The following is a 19364-nucleotide window of genomic DNA, read 5'->3' as shown; positions in this document are numbered from 1 at the left end:
TTTTTTATACTTGACAAGATCTCTACTTTTGATACTGTAAAAAGTTAAAAATGCTAAAAATGAAAGGAAAAAAATGCTCGTTGCAAAAGTACAAAAGTATGCAAAGGCCGATATCCCACGAGCTATTCAGGAAGCTGAGCCGTTTGATTGCATTCTCCTCGACGAGGAATATCGCGCCTGTACTTACCCAGCAGATGCGGGTGTATACACCTGCATTGGCCTAGAACGTAATTTTTACTGGGCAATCAATGGTGACGAAAGTCAGCCTATTCCCGGATTCGTACGGCGTAGCTTTGGCGGATGGCGCCTAACTTCTGTTGGGGATTCCTATTTCATGAATGACACACGCGTACCCTTTTTGCATTTTCACGATAGCTATAAGGTAACGTACGAGGGTGAAATTATCATTCGGCGAGGAAACCAATTTCTCCTAAATGATGAGGTGCCCATAGCTGAAATGCCACTGGGTGATTATGTAGAACTTGATATTCTTAACAGCCGGGGGGTTCGTGATGTCCGCATTGACTGGGATCTGCATCCAGATGGTGTTGTCGTGGAGTATCCTGGAATACTGCACAGTGCGTACAAACGACTCATACTGAACTTTTCTACCACACTATACGAAGGAGAAATGAAAAATTGGCGACGTTTTTCTTCTGGCATAGGAATTTCTTTGCCGGACGGCCGCGTCTTGAAAAATGGTTCTCAAATCATTCATGAAGCACCGGTTGATAACTATACCCTCCTGCCTGGAGGAAACGTGTATCTCATTGGCAGTAATCTCTTCTGGAATGACGAATTACTGCTAAATGGTTTTTCCCCAAAATGTGGCGACGTGCCAAGGGAACATCCTAAGGGCGTACTGATTAACCGCGGGAAAGAGACACTGCTCATTATTATTCGGTGATGACAGATTTTGACCGAATACAACCGGATTCCCCCAGGGAGTCCGGTTTTTTTCTTGTTGACATCTTATACCCACTTTGGTAGGGTCAGGTGAAAACGAAAAATACCTTGAGGAGGTAAAAAATGAACGATTTATTTCTCTGTACGTTGAAAAAGATTGGTCCATTCCATGAACTTCTCCAGGAAGCTAGGAGTGGAGACATCATCCCTGTTCATCCTAATGGGAATGCAGAGTACTGCGAAGCAGGGTTGGACTGGAGAGCATTCCCCGGCGGAGTCGTTGTGGAAGGAACAGACTTCGAGAAAGACGTATGGTACTTTCTCAATGGTGCAATGGTCACGGATGAACGTGGAAATGTTTTTCGGCAGTCTGTGTATTCACGTGACAGCTGGCATACAAACGACTTTGGTTTCGTGGTGGTGGACCATGGCCAAATCATTCAGAATGGCCAGTACATCCTCACTGAGCCGGAAGACCAAGATCCTGACCGTGATTTGTACTTTCGAAAAGACGGCAGCCCTGCGCTGCCTGGCGAAGTGCCACACCTCATCCAGACTATCGAAGGATGGCAGGCACTTCCAAATGGAATTCTGACTCGACGCGGGAATACATTCTGCCGCCACATTGTTTCTGGAAAAGCGCCATTTTCATTGACCGTCCACCACCAAGAAATTGGGACCTTCGAGGCTACAGATGATTGGTTGGCAATAACGCTGGGAGTGTTGGACTTCCAGGGTCAGGACTTACTACTGAACGGCAAAAAGTGCTGCGTCCTACCTGGAGGCAAGTGTGATAACTTTTCCACTGTTGGAACGAACACAATTGCCTTCACGCAAACGCATGAGGGCAAAAAAACATCCTGGCTTGTAGATACATCTTCAGGCCGTATGCAAAGTTTTCCTTTCACCGAGTCATCGCCATCACGCTATAGCAAGCGTGAAGATGGCATCCATAACGGGATACGCTATGTATACGCGGGTCCCTGTGAAAGGTTCGAGGAGAATGATTACGGCCTAATTATTGAGGCCGGTGATACGCTCTTCCAACTTATTCCATAGCGCGTTGTATTGAACGTTCATATAACCGGATTCCCCAGGGAGTCCGGTTTTTTATACTTGACGACAGAGCGCCATTTCCGTAAGGTAAGCGGAAAACCAGATGAACAAACCAAGGAGGAAAAGAATGCATCTTTACAAAAGATACCACCCCCAAGCAAATAGGGAGGTGGCCTACGAAGATTTATTAGCTGCTGCCAAAACTGGTGACCGCATTATTCTGTACCAAGGTGAAGCATCCGATGCGCATGTCCCAGGATTGCACGGCGTCCTGGTGCAATGCGGAAGAGAAATCTTCTGGAATGACAATGTGAAACATCCGGTTTTCACAGGGACGTGTGAAAACTTCTTCCCATTCGGACAGACGGCACTCTTTGCCAAAAGCATGAATAATCTTCGAAATATTTTCGAGTGCAATGGCACATTGCATCCACTCCGTGCGGCTGTCAGTAAAACTGACCCCTTTGAAGTGCAGGAATGGAGGAAGACCATCTACATTCGATATGGAAATGAGATAGTCCGAATAACCAAATCCACTGAACAGGTCATTGTGAACGAACCATTCGATGCCTGGTCAGTAAATAATCTTGGTTGCATTGTGCAATGTGGTACAATGCTCAAAATTATTGGGCAGCAAAAGCATTTCCCTGGGTGTTTGCAAAAACGCGGACTGATGCACTGGCGCACATCAAAATCGTGCGTTTTCTACACCGCAGAAACAGACGGACTATGGGAATGGACCGGGAGCAATGTGCTACAAAAAAGCACAACATCTCCAACGGTTTGGTTCGTTACGCAGGGAGGGCAAATCATCACTCTTGAGGGTAAAGTCTTTCAAACCCTTGATGAGAAAATCGTTTACGATGGTCCGTGGGATGCCTGGACCGAGCACCCGCACGGCGTGCTCATCGAGCGCGATGGCGACCTCGTCCTGGCAGTAGTAAAGTAATAGCACCGACAACCGGATTCCCCAGGGAGTCCGGTTTTTTTATCGGCAAAAAAACTTGATCCCATACTACTGCGGGATTGCCACGCTCCTGCTGGAGCTCGCAATGACAAAAAACGGACTTCTTGCTCTTACCCTCAATCCACACCCTCCATCCATACTCGCCGCCACACCAAAACCCTCCACCCCTGCTTCTATCTCCCCCGCACTTTCAAATCGTATCGAATTTCTTCCAGGCGCTTCAGGTTCCGTTTGGCTTCGTCAAACTTTTGGCGCAGGTGGCCGGTGAGATCAGCCTTGGCCAGATGGTCAACCACTTCCCGGACAGTCTTGTATGCCCGGTCCACGGTTTTCCGGTCTCCATCAGTCGCGGCCAGCACAACGCGCCGGACTAACTCGCCAGTAAAATCCGCTGCCGCTCCAACTTGCTGATCAGCCGCTAGGACGGGCTTCTTGGGGAACGCTAACTTCTTATTCTGGGTGAACATGAAAGTGAGCCAGGCTTCGCCAAACTCTTCCAAGGCAGCAAGGAGATTTCCGTCGTTGAGCGCACGGGGTTCTTTGCGCAAATTATGCTGCACACCTGCCAGTTGCTTCTGGGCACGGGTCAAAAACTCTTCCGCTTCTTTGGGGTTGTCCCGATGCACGGCGAAGATAGCGAGCTTGGCTGCTTGCTGCGCTTGGCGAGTAATGCCAAAGGTTTGCTCCCGCAAACGACGTTGGCGAGCTAAGTCTTTGTGGAGTTTGGTAAAAAATTTCATATTTTTTGCTTTCTGACGACACGGAGGTAGGAAAAAAAGTAATTCAATGCAGCTAAGGTTAATCCGCACTCAATTTTCCCCTCATGGATCATTTTCCAGAGCTTTGGTAACGACACTTTCATAACCGCTTGGATGCTTTCGTCGCCTTCTTGCCCATCAATACTTACCGATTTTTCATCAAGCCCTTCAGCTAGATACGTGATAATACACGTCGACTCATGCCCAGGGGCAATGTAGTGCTTCCCGAGGCGAGTCCACTGCTTTGCATGCATTCCAGTTTCCTCAAATAATTCTCGTTTTGCAACCTGCAAAAAATTCTTTGAGTTTACAGTGCCTGCTGGTATTTCATAAATAGACTTCCTTAGGACGTATCGGAATTGGCGGAGTAGGTAGACTTCCGTACCAGTGAAAGCCACAACAAAAATTCCAGGAACTTTTCTCAGATACGCATAGACTCCTTTACTGCCATCCGGTTGAATAACTCTATCTTCTTGGATGCTTATCCAAGAATTCTTATACTTCACCTTTGATGAAAGTCGCGTCCAAGGACCAAAGCGTTGCATCATACCTTAAAACCAACCACTGGAAGACTTTTCCTTCCCTTCATTTTCCACATGGTACGTGCCGTCTGACTCCCGGATGAGTTTGAAGTTCATCCGCTTCCCATTCACCGTGGTTTCAAAATCCGCTTCGTCATGTCGTTTTACATATTCCAAAAGTACCTTTGCTTCGTCTTCATCAAGCTGCCGAAACGCCCGCAGGGCTTCGGTGTCGCCGTCAACAGTGTGATTATGGATGGTTGGCATAGGTTTGGGGGTTAATGCGCTACCTGCAGCGTACCGCGTCTGGCACAGTTCAGCAACCAAAAACAGCTCCATTGAGGAGCTGCATTGGACTCAGACTAGAGTGGGTAGATGTCGTACTTCGTGCCGCGGGTAATCCGATGCTCTTCAAACTCTTCAATCTGGAAAGCCTCTTGGAAAAAAGCTTTCGCCTTGGCCGTGTCCAGATCCCCTTGGCAGGTGTACACATCAATGGAGACGAACCGCTTCTTGGGGAAGGTATGAATGGAGATGTGACTCTCCGCAATCATGACGAACCCTGAGTAGCCACCCGGATCCTTCTTATCGTTGCCGGCGGCCTTCACCACGTACGGCGTAATGATCTTGTGCATGCCCAGGTGCCCAGGCAAGCGTTCCAGAACCTCAAACACGAGGTCCATGTCTGCGAGCTTCTCCTCACTGCACCCGTACCCATCCAGGGTGAGGTGCGAACCGAAGGGAATTGCCGATTCGGCAGTGGCAGCAACCACTGGGGCTTCGGCGACAGACGTGTGGGGCATGTGCGTGCCCTCCTTTGTTGCGCTTGATGAACCTAACGGACCCTGATTCATAGGTTCGGGGTTCTCCGTCCCGAGCGAAGCCCTCGAGGACAATCGAGAGGGCAAGTCGAGGGGGCGGAGTTAGCATCGCACCGCATCAGCCGAATACTCAGCAAGCGTTAAAGCGAATTTTTAAGAAACGGAGAGTAAAGTATAAAGCCCTGCGGCTGAGCGTCAAGGGGTGGTTGACGAATTCCGCCCGAAGGAGCTAGGGTAAGAGGCTAACACAGAAACGTACATTCCAAATAGGAGAAGTGTAATGGTAAAACCACTCATTTTTTGCGGTCGAGCGAGTCATAAAATGGCACGAGGAGTCTGTGAACTACTTGGACAACCCCTCAGTGAGGTGGGTATACGAGAGTTTGCAGATTCTGAGCCATGGTACAAGATTACCCACCCTGCTGTGATAGTGGGTCAACCGTGTGCGGTGGTGCAATCGACTGGTGAGTACGCTCCGAAGACGTACTTTGATCTCTTTGCGATTGTTAGTGCTGTCAAACGGTACAATCCTTCGCGACTCATTGCGGTCATGCCCTTCATGGGTTTCCGACGGCAGGAGCGAGACAAGGATGGTGGCGAAGCAGTTACTGCGGAGCTCGTGGCTAAATTACTTGCAGCTGCTGGTGCAACCGACGTGATGCTCTGCGACCCGCATTCACCAAAGAATGTTCAGTACTTCCAAGATGCAGGTTTGCGCACCTGGGTCATTGATGCAAATCCACTCTTCGTGGATGTGCTGAGAGATCGAGACCTCAGCAACGTTCGGGCTTTGAGTCCGGATAAAGGCAGATCGAAAACCACTGAAGCTTTTGCCAAAACTCTAGGCATTCCAATGATCTCGCTGATCAAAAGTCGGCCGGAGCATGATATTTCGGAGTCACATGGTATCCAAGGCAGCTTGCGGGGTATTACCGCAATTATCCGAGAAGATGAAATCAGCACTGCCGGCACGATTGCAGCTACCGAACGAGAGGTGCGGAAAGTTGGCGGAGAGAATATTATCGTCATGGCCACCCATGGCGTGCTGGCCGGAGGTGCAATTCAGACGCTCAATCGGGCGGAGATCATATCAAAAATCTACACGACTGACTCCATTTACCTGCCGTGGGAAAAGCGCACCGACAAAATCGAGCAGCTTTCTCTGGCACCGCTTATTGTGAAGCAATTTAACGAAATGCTCGTTGACGATTAATCATCTAGCTGCCGAATCCCTTCGGCAGCTTTTTTTATACGCAAAAAAATCTTCCGGAGGCTAGAAATCTAACGTGGAAACAAAAGCTCATTGGTGTCCCCATGAGGAATTGAACCTCAATCTCAGGCTTCGGAGGCCTACGCTCTATCCGTTGAGCTATGGGGACCTATTCGAACGTTTTTGATAAACTCCCTTCTTTTCACTGAAGAGTTTTTCAATTCAAACTCTCTCCACCGAGCTGCTGATCGAGTTGGGTATGTCTCAAATCCTACTAGTACCCAAGGAACTCTTCTACGTGTTGAAGAAACATAGCCATTGTTATGGCGTTGCAGTCTTGCATCCACATCTTCAGTTTGTCCAATATAGTATGACTGATCCTTCTTACTTCGTAAAAGATAGACGTAAAACATACTAATTTTTGGCTTCGGCCTCCGGCCCGGAGGGAGGCCAACGCTCTATCCATTGAGCTACGGGCGCAAACAGATGCGCAAAAAAGGTAGCACGGCACACGCTTGGGGGCAAGATGAAGGAGTGTGGAAGATACTTGTTCTACCCAGGACCAACACGTTCTCTGGAGTGCGGGAGGAACCCTTATCGGAGAGACGTGCTCCAAATATCGCGGCCTAGAAAGGCCGCTCTGGGTAGTTGCATTGGCTTACGGCTTTATGGCTTTACGGCCTATGGCTTCTCCTACACTTTACTCACCCGAGCAAAGACCTCATTAGCTTCTTTCAGCAGCTGCTCTGCGGTGTGCCGGTCTTTGGCGTCCGCGATGATGCGGAAGACGCCGGCTTCAGTCTTGGAGGCACGCCACCAAACCCAAGCATCAGAGTGGACCCATGCCTTCACCCCGCCGTCCTGTCCGCCAGTGGTCGTTACCCGCGCGCCCGCGACGCGATAGTGCTCGATCATCCCCTGCCGCGCCCGGGCTTGCTGGCTCCCCAGGCATTGCGCCTTGACCGCCACGGTGTGGAAATGTGGTAAGTGGAGTAAAGTCTCATCCAAAGTTGTCTGGTGCTCAGCCAGATACCGAATGATAACAGCGAGCGCCTGCAAGCCGTCACGGCACTGCCCAGGAGCCACAATGCTGCCACCATTAGATCCTTCACCACCGACCTTGCTCCCCCGCTCGTGCATCATGGACACAACATTCGTTTCCCCAACCTCCACTTCTTCCACCGTTGTCCCAGCATGTTCGGCAATGCGCTTCACCATCTGACTCGTCGCATCATTGGTAATCACCGGATGCTCCTTTGCCTTTGGATCGATACTGAGGATTGCCTGCACAACCAGACCAACGACGTACTGGCCAGAGACCAATGGGCCATACTGTAAGGCAAATTGGCTTGAAGTCGGCAGGACGATTTCCATGCGGTCAGCATCGCAGTCAAACGCACAGGCGAACATACCCTCGTGTAACTCGGTAGCAAGGGGCGCAAGGGATTCTGCCTTCGGTTCCACCAAACGCCAAAAAATTCCTGGCTCCTGACCTTTCACGACAACATCTAATCCGAGTTTCTTGGCCAACGCTGGTGCAACTTCGCCGTTTGCCCCGCCATTGATATCCAGCAGCACTTTCACTTTTGCCTTTTGGACGTGGGCAGGAGTACAGCCAGACGAATCCAGCACAAACTGGAGGTACGCATCCATGGCTTCTTGCTGACCATCAATAATTTCCAACCCAACGGAGGCTGTGGCGCCCTCCATGGCTTCGCTCACAGCCAGCACTTCTTCGCTGCCTGCTTCGTGGATGAGGATGGCGGCGTCACCGGCAGAGAGAATGCCACCCGTGGCTTGCAAAAACTTCAAGCCATTATCTTCTGGCTGGTTGTGGGAAGCAGTGAGGATAACTCCACCAGCTGCGCGGAAGTGCCGTACTCCGTGCTCGGTCATGGGTGTGGAGCTAATGCCCAGATCAATGACCCGCCGTACCCCAGCCGCTGCCAAACCCTGCACCAAAGCAGCAAACACGCCAGGTCCGGATGGCCGCGTATCTCGGCCAATCACCACGTTTGCATCAGCATGTTTGGCCAGAAGCATTTGGCCAAAGGCGTAACCGTACCGCCGACAGACCTCTGGGGTGAAGCTCTCACCCCACGTGCCACGGATCCCTGAGAATGATTCAACGAGGCTACTCATGTTCGTTGTTGGAGGAATGAGCTCACCGTGCCCACATCTTCTGGTGAGCCAAAGTCTTTCCAGTAGTCTTGGATGCGCTGGATGCGGAACTTGCCCGCCTTGGCCAGCTCCGTGACCGCATCGGTGAGGTACAGTTCATTCTTCGGCGGCGTTGGCTTTACCCGGCGGCACGCGTCAAAAATGTCGTGCGTGAAGGTAAAGAGCCCAGTGTTAATGAGCGTAGAGCCAACATCGTGATCAGGTTTTTCTATAATTTCCTTCAACTGATCATTTTCCCCGGGAATGAGCACGCCGTACTTCTGCCAATCATCATGCGGCAGGCCGCCCACGTAGCAGAACCCATCCTCATGGATCATAGACTTGAGGTCACGAACTGAGTACAGGTTATCACCGTACAGCGCACAAAACGGCTTTCCGTTCACCGCTTTTTCCGCAGCGAGGACGGGCACCGCTGTACCGTACACGTCTTCCCCCATGACCGCATACTGATTCACGATGGTAATTGGATGCGGGTACGATTCAGCAAATTGCTCAATGTGCTGGCTCAGGTGGCCAACCACCACCACAATCTTCTCGTACCCAACCGCACGGAGGTTTTCCAAGAGGTACCACAGGAAAGGTTTCCCATTCACTTCAATCATGTGCTTGGGTTTGTCTTTGGCAAGTTCCTTCATGCGGGTGCCTTTCCCCGCGGCGGAAATGACAACGGTGTCGATCATAGAAAAAGAATAATTAGGCTTCGGGGTGGCGTTCTTTCACGCCACACTCAACTTTCTCAATCCGCGCTTGGAGGGCATCTGCGCTGATGCTTGGAAAACCAGAAATTGCACCACCACTCTTTGCCAGCTCTAGCGAAGTATCATTTGGGTGCTTGAAAAACTTTCGAGGGATGGCAGTACTGAATTCCTCACCACACGAACACTGCTTGTGAAGAATCTTATTATCTTCACTGAGTTCAACCCGTAGCAATGAGCCTGGCTCCGGTTGGGGTTCACCTTCCATATGGATTAGCGTAATGAGCGGCGAATGTTCAGAATCCTATACCAACCTTTTCGAACTGGCAACTCCACCGCGTTGGCGGAGGACACAGTCTGTCCACCAAACCCCAGTTTGAAGCGGGTAATCCCAGCCCAACTGGCGCCGGCCCGACTCTGGCGGGGGCGTTCCGGGGTCTCAATGCCAAAGAAGTCATACCAGTGCAGTCCAGCCAGTTTAGCGTCCACAATCTGCCGCCATTGCAGGAGGTGCGGTGCCATCACATTCCGATGGGCATCTGCAGAGGCCCCGTGCAGGTAGGTGGCGGTATCACCAGAGTGGATAATGAGGTTTGCGGCTATCGGCTGCCCTTCGTACATGGCCACGTAGATTTTCACCATCCCCGTTGGTAAATACTCAACCATGGCTTGGTAGTATGCCGCGCCATGTGCAGAAAACCGATCTCGCGTCGTGGTTTGCTTTTGGATATCCGCAAAGGTCTGCGCGGCATCACGGGCAGTAGCACCAGCGTGCACCGTAACGTGGACTCCCCGTTTCTCCGCTAAGCGAATGTTGTACCGAGTTTTCTCATGCATGCCCTGGAGCAGCTGCGCTTCGGCATGGGTCAGATCAAGGAGTTGGGTGTCCGTGGGCTGCAAGGCCTTTGCCAGACGGAAACCAAGTTTGGTTGCGGTGTCCTGCGCTGCATGGTCACTGAGCAAGGCCGGCGATTCTACGTGCGCAAAGAGCACACGTTGTTTCTGCGCGACCTCCGCCACATGTGCCAGCAACTTCTGGTATGCCTCTGGTGTAGTAGCCACTGGCCCACTGAACACCGTATGCGTCACCAAACCAAAGCGCCACTGGTCTGCTAGTACCTGCACCACACCAATGAGCTTGTCGCCCTCTACTGCGGCGTATCGGGAAACGACGGTGCCAATTTTTTCCCGAAAAGCACCCCACGCCCACCGCTGCTGGAACGACGCGTGCGGCTGCGTGTCCAAAAACTGTTCCCAGGATTGTTGGTCAGTCCATTCCTGCACGGTCATACGCGGCTCCCTCGATTGCGGAGCACGGCCCGAATGCGCTCGGCGGGTTTGGTAATGCTAGCCTCAACTTGGCTCAAGGCTTTCCGCGCTTCCGCCGCGGAGTAGCCAAGTTGCTCCAAGGCAGCCAGGGTATCTGCGTCATCAGACTGCACCGAGGTTTTCCCTGCGACCGTGGGAGCCGCAACTTTGCCAGCTAGTTCGCGCACAATACGTTCCGCCGTCTTGGCGCCAATGCCCGAGACTTTGGTGAGCAGACTAGTCTCTTCATTCGTAATGGCTTGGAGAATATCTTGAACAGTCGCGCGGGAAAGCACGCCCAGGGCTGACTTGGGGCCTACCCCGTTCACCCGTAGAAGCTGCTCAAACATATCCCGCTCGTCCATGGCCAAAAAGCCGTAAAGCTCTTCCCCATCCTCCCGCACATTGTGGTAGGTGTGGAAGGTCTGCTCCTGCCCCACCTCCACCTGACCCAACACTTTGGGCGTCACAAAAACTTGATACCCCACGCCATGGATATCCAGGACAATAGATTTCACTGTAATACTTGCAACCGTGCCACGAAGAAAAGCGATCATGGGAATAGTATAGCGGGGAAGTAGGAAGGTATAAAGGTATAGAGCTACTCCGACGCTGCGGTCGGAGCCCCGACATCCCGCAGCGGGATCGTCGGGGTAAGCCGTAGAGCGGTAAAGCTTTAGAGGTCTTTGGGGATTTTTATATCTTACGACTAGAGTACTCAGTTGGCAGTAGATGTATGGGATCTGAGGAACGAATGCGGGTGAGGCAAAGACATGGATGCTCATTAGGGTATACGGTATAGAAGGAAGGCGCGCCATTTCTTCAACCCACGCCCTCACCTTTTAACCTAACAAGCCTCTATACCTCTACCCATCCATTCGTAATTTCCCGCCACCATTCTGGTTCCTTATTCTTCGTTCCCTGTCCTCTCAATCCTCATTCGTATTTCGTAATTTTGTAGTCTCTTTTCGTAATTCGTAACTTTATTCGTAAGTATGAAAAACCGACACTTTTGACAGTATCGGTTTTCATAAGGAACGTCTTCCATTCTTCCGCAACCAGCCAAACAGCATGATGATGCCCAGAGAAATCATTGCCCACATGATGAACCGTTCTGCGGTCTCCTTCCCATAGAGGGTATAGAGGAAGCAAAAAGGAACCACTTGCAACACTGTTCCAAAGAAAAGTGCGACAGCGCCACGCCAACCAAATCTGATCCAACTTATCCCCACAATGGCTATGCCGACCTTTTGCATAAATGGCACCGCTGCCAACCAGAGCAGAAAAACTGGCGTAACGACTTTCCCATGAGCCATTTGCCGAGCACCCTCATACATCTGATGAGTGAGGTATTTGAGTGCGCGTCCAGACATCTGAAAAATGCGTCGGGGTAAGGTCGGCGGCCAAACTCCAACCATTTGGCTTTCTGCAAGCCGATGCTGGCGTCGTGCCTTCTGCTTTTGCACAATGACGGTTACCCCATGCACGAGGCTAATTTTCAATGTGAGCCACAAACCAGAATGAAGGACGACTGCAGGATACACGATGCACCAATCTGGCACCCCCAGGATCTGGCTCATGACAATCCTCCAAAAAGGCAACTCTACGAGCTGATTGATGATGATGACAAACTGCCAATCTGGAAGGAGCAAATATGCGGTGAGATCGAACACTCATCCTCCGCGGTTTTGAGTTTGTATTTTTAGTCCGTGAGCGTACCACAAATATGGACTTTGTCAAGCAACATTGACAGCCCCAGAGTTTTCCCATAAGGTGTCTGGATGTTGTTTCTCAAAGACGAAACGAGAACAGCATAGGAAAACCAAGCCCGTTGACAAAACGGAGAAAGAGAGACCCACGCTATGAGGAGAAATCCACCTCGCCCTTTAGGCGAGCTCACAGCACGGGCAAGCATTGCGCTCGCACGTGATGATCTTGTTCGCATTGTGCAGGAGACGAGCAGCCCTACGGCCGCATTCGACCTGGCCAAGCAAATTACCGGTGATTCCACGCTCGCCAAAGCCACTCGCTGGCTGGCGACCATTAAACGTGATTACGGTGTAGAGGCGTTCAACGCTATCTGCCAAAAGAAGTAAGGACATGAATCATGAATGAATATGTAACCCTATTAATGCAGCAACTTCACCTGGTGAAGAATGAACAGCTCACCGACAACGAGTGGCTGGCATACCTCAAAAAGCATCCGCAACTCCTCGGTTTCTTAGCGCAAGCTGATCGATCGAGAGTGGTAACGAAAGCTATCCTCAGTCTGAACGCAGGAGTTGTTACTGAACAGCTGGGCAAAGGCACTACTGGCGAGCTGGCGCTCAAGCTCATTGAGGCTGCGCGCCAATTTGCCGTTTGGATTGTTGTCTCCGCCCGCACCTTTGGCTGGCCCATTCAAGATGTGACCCCACGGGGAGAAACCAAGAAACCGCCTACCCCACAGGCCATGCCGCCTGCACCATCGAAGGAATCCAAAACGCTCGTTGGCAATCTGAAAACGTTTTGCGATGCGGTTGGTGGCGAAGCTGCTGCCCGAAAAATCATTTCGGACATGTACGCTAAGAAGGGTTCCCAGGGAAAAGCCGCGCTGGCCCTCAGCCGGAAGTACCCAAAGCTGCTGAAACGCAAGAATGCACAACGCACCCTCAGCAACTGGATGAAATTTTTATCCATCCCAGTTGACAACACCAATCAGTCACCGAAACGCCACCATTCCAAAAGGGATGTCGCCAAAACTGCAGCATATCCTTTCGCGACTGGTAAACTCAAAGACGCAAACGACATCACTCTGGAAAAACGCGGCATGACGTTGGCGAACCTCATTCTGAAACTCAAGAAAACGTACTCCTGGCCAGACCTCCAGAGAGTCATTCTTGAGCTAACGGGAAAGAACGTGCATCAGTCACAGCTCTCGCGTCTTTACCGCTGGGGCAAAAAACATCAATTAAAGAAAAGAGGGTAGGCCATGAAAGAGACAGCGAAGCAGCAGCGGGTCACACTCTGCAGCCAACTCCTTCGAAACTTCGCGGAAAGTAAAGGGATCTCATCTTTGGTAGAATTTGCAGCCCGCTTTGGTTTCCCGCGAGCCACTGTGTATGACTGGTGGCATGGGATAACGGTACCGTCAAAAATGGTGCACCGGGATGCGCTCTACAAGCTCATACCCCATGAACTTTTCCAAGGTTTCTTAACCAAGGAAGTGAAGCAGAAACTCCTAGCTTCACCGATTGAAGAGCAGCCTGGAAAAATAGATAGTATGGATGTTGCTGCGGATCGGGTGGGTCACCTGATTCCGGCAATTCTGCCAGATCTCATTGCAATTGTCACGTCACCGGCTGGGCGCCTTCGGGCTGCCATCCGGAAAAAAGTTGGATCGGATCAACTCTTCCAACTTTCTGTGGCCACTCGGGCACTTTCTTCTGAAACGACGTTGCAGAAACTCCTTGAAGATGGAGAACTAGAAAAGCTCCAAGGAGGAACGCATGGTAACTAAAACCAACCCGCAGCAACGCACAGGAACTTTCGGCATCCATGTGCATACCGGCAATGTACTCTGGGAGTTGGCGCATGCGCACAAGAGTGCTGAAGATGTCATCGTTGAACTGGTGCAGAATGCCGTGGATGAAGGAGCCACTCGAATTCTCATCAGCATCAATAAGGCCAAGGAAACCCTCCTAGCCTTCGATGATGGTTATGGGACGACCTTTCAGGAAATGCAAAACCTGTGGTCAAATGTAGGTACGTCAACCAAGCGTGGACGTGCAGACAAAATTGGTCAGAAAGGTATTGCAAAACTGGCCGGCCTAAGCATCGCTGAGGAATACAACTTCACCACTCGGCCGTTGAAAATCAAAGGCAGTGGCTACTTCACCATGAAGCTGAAGAAATCCGAGCTTCGTGAAAATGAAGCACCAAAGATGGGTTTCGTTCATGAGGAGCCGGGTTTTGGTGTTAATCATGAGTACGTAAAATTCAAGGCGACAACCAGAGTACTGCTGAAAGGCCTGAGTTCCAGCGCCATACGTGAACTGCAGGATATCCAGGAAATTGCGGATACAGTGGGTGAGAAATTTGCCACAGCGATTCGGAGACGAAATGTGGTGATTCAAATCCTTTTTTCTGCGAACCGGGAGGAGCCCCAGCGTGTACAGGCAAAAGCCCGAGAGTTTCCTGGGACCAAGCAAAAAGTGGAAACGATCAAGACAACCTTTGGGGATGTCGACATCGAACTCTACACAACAATCCAGCCGGTTAAAAGTCCAAAACTCATTGTGGAGTGCAACAACTGGCCTTTTGACCTGCAGAACATGCGAGGTTTATGGAAGGACGCGCGGGCAATTCTTGGCAGCGGACACTTCCAAGGGTACTTCCGAATTAATTGGGGGAACCTTGTGAGTGATCGTTCACGCATGGCTGAAGATGAGCTATATGATGCCCTGGCAGAGGCGATTCTTACCTACCAAGAGGAATCGCTGATTCTGTACTTGGAAGAACTGAAGGACACCAGTCGGTTCAAAAAGTATGCGGACATTATCCGTGGCACTGTTGAACAGCTGGATAAATTCTTCAAAGAGCACCCACAGCTTAGCTTGCAAGGTAGGCTCCATCAATTGGTCGGTCTGGTATCCAGTAATCACACTGCTGCCAGCGCCGGTGAACGAACCCCCGAACGCTTCCGAACCCTGCCCACTATTGCAGAAGTTCGGGAACGTCGAAAAACGCAGAACCAAGATCGAAAGCACTCGTCGCCGACGCAAGAACGCACGAAACTTCCACACAGTTCTGTGAAGCATCCAAGTGGGCGACCGCGCCATTTGATCCAAGGTCAATTTGGCCTCACGGTTACGTACGAGGAAGCTACCGAGAAAACGGGTTTTAAATGGAGAACCCGCATTCAGGGTGGAATACTCATTTTCAATCTTAGTCATGAAGATTGGATCCGAGCTGACACGGCGGGTACGAAGACGCTCCAGGAGTATGTCCAACTGCACATTGTGAAAGAATTAACAGCCCTCTCCGAGGACAACGCAAATGTCCGAGAACACTTTCTGAAGGTTTTTGAGAATTCTTTCCTGCAGTACTTTACTCCGTTTATGTAATTGCACCTTCAAGCCGCTCACCCATGTGAGCGGCTTTTTCATGCTTGAGACAATGGGTGGTCACAGGTATACTCAGTGAACTCCATATGCCCTTCACCCTCCGCTCCCCCTTCAAGCCAACCGGCGACCAACCCGCAGCAATAAAAAAGCTGGTTGCTGGCTTGGAAAAAGGCTACCACGACCAAACCCTGCTGGGTGTAACGGGCTCGGGCAAAACCTTTACCATAGCCAACGTCATCCAGCAGGTGCAGCGGCCCACCTTGGTCATTTCCCATAACAAAACTTTGGCCGCGCAGCTGGCCAGCGAGTTTGCGGACTTCTTCCCGGAGAACGCCGTGCACTACTTCGTCTCCTACTACGACTACTACCAACCTGAGGCGTACATTGCCAAGTCCGACACGTACATTGAAAAAGAGACGAACATCAACGAGGAAATTGACCGGCTCCGCCACGCCTCCACCCAGGCCATTCTCTCGCGCCGTGATGTCATTATCGTCGCCTCGGTGTCCTGCATCTACGGCCTGGGTTCACCCGAGTCGTACAAGAGCGGGGTGACCACTATTCGGCAAGGCCAAAACCTCCCCCGGAAAAAAATCTTGGACAAGCTCATCAAAATGCAGTTTGACCGGAAGCAAATGGACCTCTGGCGCGGCTCCTTCCGCGTCCTGGGTGAGACCCTGGAAATCTTCCCCACCTTCAGCGAAGACCGACTCATCCGCGTGCACTTCTTTGGTGATACCGTGGAGAAGATTGAGGAAGTGGACGCGCTCACCGGCAAAAATGCATCGATGATGGAAACCGTGGACATTTACCCTGCGACGCAGTACGTGACCGATCCCAGCGGCACCGAGGATGCTCTGAAGCAAATGGAACGTGACGCCAAAGAGCGCGTGGCCTGGTTCAAGGCGCATGACAAACCCCTGGAAGCCGAACGCATGGAGCAACGCTCCCGCTTTGACATTGAGATGATCCGCACCACGGGTTTCACCAGCGGCATTGAAAACTACTCGCGGTACTTTGACGGTCGCAAACCCGGCACCCCGCCGTACACGCTCATTGACTTCTTCCCCAAAGATTTCCTCCTGGTCATTGACGAGTCCCACATGACCGTGCCGCAAATTGGCGGCATGTACGAAGGTGACAAATCCCGGAAGACCTCGTTGATTGACTATGGCTTCCGCCTCCCCGCGGCCTACGACAACCGGCCGCTCACCTTCCCGGAATTCGAGCAAAAAATCAACCAAGCCATCTACGTTTCTGCCACCCCAGCCGTGTACGAAAAAACCCACAGCAAGCAGGTGGCGGAGCAGCTCATCCGGCCCACGGGCTTGCTGGATCCCAAAGTGACGGTGAAGCCCACCAAGGATCAGGTGGATGACCTAGTGGAGCAAATCAAACTCCGCACGGAGAAGAACCAACGCGTGCTGGTGACCACACTCACCAAGCGCATTGCTGAAGACCTGACGGATTACCTGAAAGACTTGGATATAAAAGTCCAGTACCTGCACTCAGACGTGGACACCTTTGACCGCTTGGAAATTCTGCGGAGCCTGCGAACAGGTGAATTTGACGTGGTCGTGGGTATTAACTTGCTCCGCGAAGGCTTGGACTTACCTGAGGTGAGCCTGGTGGCCATTCTGGATGCAGATAAGGAAGGCTACCTCCGTTCTGAAACTGCCCTGATGCAAACCATGGGTCGCGCTGCGCGACACCTGGAAGGCCAAGTCATAATGTACGCGGACCGCATGACCGGCTCCATGCAGCGCGCCATTGCCGAGACCGAACGCCGCCGCAAAATTCAGGAGGCGTACAACCAAGCGCATGGCATCACTCCCCAATCAATCATCAAAGCAATAAAGGAATCTCGCTTGGCCGGAAAGAAACTGGCAGAGCAGGCGGAGAGGCCTGACTTTGACCCCAGCATCATTCCCAAAGAGGAGCTCCCCCACCTCCTGCGCGATTTGGAGCAGCAAATGGAAATCGCCGCCCAAAATTTACAGTTTGAAAAAGCCGCGCACCTGCGGGATCAAATCACCCTCCTCAAGGGCAACCAGCCACCAACAAAAATAAAGGCGCGCAAACGCCGACGGTAAAGTCTGCTTTACAAGATTGACACTCCCCCAGCCGGGTGCTACTTTGACGTGAAAGTAAAAAATGAAACCAAAAACTCAACATTAGGAGGAAATATGTCCTTTGCCAATCTTGCTTCATTTTTTCGGTCAAGTCGCTGGCCAACGTACACCTTCGCCGCGCTCTGTTTCGTCATTGCCGCACTCATCATGCTACCAGGCTCCAGGCCGTTAGTGTCGAATATGGTGGCGACAATTCCTTTGGCCCTTGGTGTCCTGATTGGAGTCGTAGGGCTCATCCTCCGAGAGGACAAGGGCGAATCTCATTCACTTGCCACACTAGCTTTTGGATGTAGCGGCTTCATACTCGCCATCGGACTAAGCATTTCATCATTCGTATATATGCCGGCATATGATGGTGCGGTTGTGTTACCAAACGGTGATCCGGCGAAAGCCTTTACTTTAGGTAGGTATGAAGCACTCATTGCTGCTCCGTGGACAAGTGACATTCAATCCCCGTTTGACGTACAAAAACATGCCTACCTGCGGCTGCAAACTTCTGATGGAGAAACTATCAGCGTGAGTGTTTGGTACGAAGGAGACGCCGCTGACCTTTTTCGGAAGTACGGGAAGCCAGAAATATTCTTTGCCGACTTTGAACAGGAGTGCGCACAAGAACTACAGCCGGTACTTGCTACGATCAACGGCAAAGTTGCGAAACAATCGTTTCCGGACAAGTGTTTGCAGCTGACACCACTGTATGAAGCCCTTCAACAACTTGCGAAACAGAAGGATCAAAAATTAACCTGCATCATCTAGTCCCAAAAATCCAAGTTCTCTTAGCCGCTCCACCTGGGGCGGTTTTTCTTTTTCCCAAAAACCAACGCTGGGTTGACACTCCCCCAGCTGGGTGCTACTTTGATGTGAAAACAATAACACAGGAGGAACTTTGAAAAAGAAACGCTACGTCTTAGAACACATCCTCATTGCTGCAGGAGTCCTGGTAGCGGCCTTAGAAAGAATGCACCCGTACACCAAGGGACATTCGCAGCGAATCAGCGTCATTGCCTACAAATTGGCATTAGCGGCAAACAGAGAGCTAGAACTCAAGCTATCGAAAGAAGACATCGAGTTCATTCGAATTGGCGCCTTGCTACATGACATTGGGAAGATCACCGTTGGAGAAACAACTTTAGACAATCCAAATCGATTCCTAACGACTGATCAAATTCGAGATCTTGAAGATCACCCATACGAGGGCGAACAAATCCTTCGAAAATCTGGGGTGGAGTTCCCAAGAATTATTTACGACTGTGTCTTCTCCCACCATGAATCATGGGATGGTAATCACGCTGGCAACATGCAGGGCTACCCACGGGGACTTGCAGGAAAGGAAATTCCCATCGCCGGTCGGATTGTGGCAATAGCTGACACCTTTGACGCCATGACCTCACAACGTACGTACCAAAAGAAATTAACCCCCAAGGATGCCGTCACGCAGTTGCGAAAACTGGCAGGTGAACGCCTGGACCCAAAACTTGTGTGCGTGTTCATTGCGCACGTATTCCCAAATTTACAACTAGACTAAGCTCTTCTCATATGCCACCGAACCCCACCGGTGGCATTTTTTTGAAACTCACAAGGCACTTGCGGAGTTTTGCAAGCATGCTAGGCTGAAGCTATCAAAAGGAAGATCGTACGTTTGAGTACCACGCGAGCGATCAGCCACGGATTGGCCTGCAGCACCGGAGACATTGTGTTCACTTC

22 protein-coding genes and 1 tRNA gene are annotated in these 19364 nt (G+C 51.2%); 11 read left to right on the top strand and 12 right to left on the bottom strand.

Annotated features, from left to right (window positions below):
* Positions 1-73: 73 nt before the first annotated feature.
* From WCV85_00250 to WCV85_00240, 3 genes are all read left to right on the top strand, one after another.
* Positions 74-907, top strand: coding sequence for a hypothetical protein (locus tag WCV85_00250; protein MFA6473286.1), 834 nt, complete (start codon positions 74-76; stop codon positions 905-907).
* Positions 908-1029: 122 nt separating this feature from the next.
* Complete coding sequence (locus tag WCV85_00245) at positions 1030-1965, top strand: hypothetical protein (GenBank protein ID MFA6473285.1); 936 nt, start codon at positions 1030-1032, stop codon at positions 1963-1965.
* Positions 1966-2089: 124 nt separating this feature from the next.
* Positions 2090-2911, top strand: a complete 822-nt coding sequence (locus WCV85_00240; protein MFA6473284.1) for a hypothetical protein — start codon at positions 2090-2092, stop codon at positions 2909-2911.
* Positions 2912-3102: 191 nt separating this feature from the next.
* On the opposite strand, the gene WCV85_00235 is transcribed toward WCV85_00240, so the two are convergent.
* The 4 genes from WCV85_00235 to speD form a co-directional block, all read right to left on the bottom strand.
* Positions 3103-3669 (bottom strand): hypothetical protein, encoded by a 567-nt coding sequence (locus tag WCV85_00235; GenBank protein ID MFA6473283.1) that lies wholly within the window; start codon positions 3667-3669, stop codon positions 3103-3105.
* Positions 3666-4235: an NUDIX hydrolase gene (locus WCV85_00230; GenBank protein ID MFA6473282.1), complete on the bottom strand. Its 570-nt coding sequence runs from the start codon at positions 4233-4235 to the stop codon at positions 3666-3668. The genes WCV85_00235 and WCV85_00230 overlap by 4 nt, the downstream gene beginning before the upstream one ends.
* Before the next feature lie 3 nt (positions 4236-4238).
* Positions 4239-4475 (bottom strand): hypothetical protein, encoded by a 237-nt coding sequence (locus WCV85_00225; GenBank protein ID MFA6473281.1) that lies wholly within the window; start codon positions 4473-4475, stop codon positions 4239-4241.
* 95 nt (positions 4476-4570) lie between these two features.
* Complete coding sequence (gene speD, locus WCV85_00220) at positions 4571-5011, bottom strand: adenosylmethionine decarboxylase (protein MFA6473280.1); 441 nt, start codon at positions 5009-5011, stop codon at positions 4571-4573.
* Positions 5012-5309: 298 nt separating this feature from the next.
* Between speD and prs the strand changes: the two genes are divergently transcribed.
* A complete protein-coding gene (gene prs / locus WCV85_00215) occupies positions 5310-6242 on the top strand; it encodes a ribose-phosphate diphosphokinase (protein MFA6473279.1) in 933 nt (310 codons plus the stop codon).
* Positions 6243-6333: 91 nt separating this feature from the next.
* On the opposite strand, the gene WCV85_00210 is transcribed toward prs, so the two are convergent.
* The 8 genes from WCV85_00210 to WCV85_00175 all read right to left on the bottom strand — a co-directional run bounded on the left by WCV85_00210 (position 6334) and on the right by WCV85_00175 (position 12096).
* Positions 6334-6408: transfer RNA gene (locus WCV85_00210), tRNA-Arg, on the bottom strand.
* Positions 6380-6652, bottom strand: coding sequence for a GIY-YIG nuclease family protein (locus WCV85_00205; protein MFA6473278.1), 273 nt, complete (start codon positions 6650-6652; stop codon positions 6380-6382). The genes WCV85_00210 and WCV85_00205 overlap by 29 nt, the downstream gene beginning before the upstream one ends.
* Positions 6653-6932: 280 nt before the next feature.
* The gene (locus WCV85_00200; GenBank protein ID MFA6473277.1) at positions 6933-8381 is read right to left on the bottom strand and encodes a hypothetical protein; all 1449 of its coding nucleotides are present in this window, start codon (positions 8379-8381) and stop codon (positions 6933-6935) included.
* Entirely contained in the window at positions 8378-9100 is a 723-nt protein-coding gene (locus WCV85_00195; GenBank protein MFA6473276.1) for a nucleotidyltransferase family protein, read from the bottom strand. The genes WCV85_00200 and WCV85_00195 overlap by 4 nt, the downstream gene beginning before the upstream one ends.
* Before the next feature lie 13 nt (positions 9101-9113).
* A complete protein-coding gene (locus WCV85_00190) occupies positions 9114-9383 on the bottom strand; it encodes a hypothetical protein (protein ID MFA6473275.1) in 270 nt (89 codons plus the stop codon).
* A gap of 5 nt (positions 9384-9388) precedes the next feature.
* Entirely contained in the window at positions 9389-10405 is a 1017-nt protein-coding gene (locus tag WCV85_00185) for a peptidoglycan bridge formation glycyltransferase FemA/FemB family protein (protein ID MFA6473274.1), read from the bottom strand.
* A complete protein-coding gene (gene ruvA / locus WCV85_00180) occupies positions 10402-10980 on the bottom strand; it encodes a Holliday junction branch migration protein RuvA (GenBank protein ID MFA6473273.1) in 579 nt (192 codons plus the stop codon). The genes WCV85_00185 and ruvA overlap by 4 nt, the downstream gene beginning before the upstream one ends.
* A 471-nt stretch (positions 10981-11451) precedes the next feature.
* Positions 11452-12096 carry a hypothetical protein gene (locus tag WCV85_00175; protein ID MFA6473272.1) on the bottom strand — a complete coding sequence of 215 codons (645 nt, stop codon included), beginning with the start codon at positions 12094-12096 and terminating at the stop codon, positions 11452-11454.
* A gap of 189 nt (positions 12097-12285) precedes the next feature.
* Between WCV85_00175 and WCV85_00170 the strand changes: the two genes are divergently transcribed.
* The 7 genes from WCV85_00170 to WCV85_00140 all read left to right on the top strand — a co-directional run bounded on the left by WCV85_00170 (position 12286) and on the right by WCV85_00140 (position 19185).
* A complete protein-coding gene (locus WCV85_00170; protein MFA6473271.1) occupies positions 12286-12519 on the top strand; it encodes a hypothetical protein in 234 nt (77 codons plus the stop codon).
* An 11-nt stretch (positions 12520-12530) separates the two neighbouring features.
* Entirely contained in the window at positions 12531-13391 is an 861-nt protein-coding gene (locus tag WCV85_00165; protein MFA6473270.1) for a hypothetical protein, read from the top strand.
* Between the two features lie 3 nt (positions 13392-13394).
* Positions 13395-13922 carry a hypothetical protein gene (locus WCV85_00160; protein ID MFA6473269.1) on the top strand — a complete coding sequence of 176 codons (528 nt, stop codon included), beginning with the start codon at positions 13395-13397 and terminating at the stop codon, positions 13920-13922.
* Positions 13912-15528 carry an ATP-binding protein gene (locus tag WCV85_00155; GenBank protein MFA6473268.1) on the top strand — a complete coding sequence of 539 codons (1617 nt, stop codon included), beginning with the start codon at positions 13912-13914 and terminating at the stop codon, positions 15526-15528. Before WCV85_00160 ends, WCV85_00155 begins: the two co-directional genes overlap by 11 nt.
* Before the next feature lie 86 nt (positions 15529-15614).
* Positions 15615-17621, top strand: coding sequence for an excinuclease ABC subunit UvrB (uvrB, locus tag WCV85_00150; protein MFA6473267.1), 2007 nt, complete (start codon positions 15615-15617; stop codon positions 17619-17621).
* A gap of 93 nt (positions 17622-17714) precedes the next feature.
* Positions 17715-18416, top strand: a complete 702-nt coding sequence (locus tag WCV85_00145) for a hypothetical protein (GenBank protein ID MFA6473266.1) — start codon at positions 17715-17717, stop codon at positions 18414-18416.
* 130 nt (positions 18417-18546) lie between these two features.
* On the top strand, positions 18547-19185 hold the full coding sequence (locus WCV85_00140) for an HD domain-containing phosphohydrolase (GenBank protein ID MFA6473265.1): 639 nt from the start codon (positions 18547-18549) through the stop codon (positions 19183-19185).
* The last annotated feature ends 179 nt before the right edge of the window (positions 19186-19364 follow it).

This window comes from Patescibacteria group bacterium, assembly GCA_041665345.1.
Taxonomy (GTDB): Bacteria; Patescibacteriota; Patescibacteriia; order PEXW01; family PEXW01; genus JBAYJA01.
This window is presented reverse-complemented; position numbering and strand designations above follow the sequence as displayed.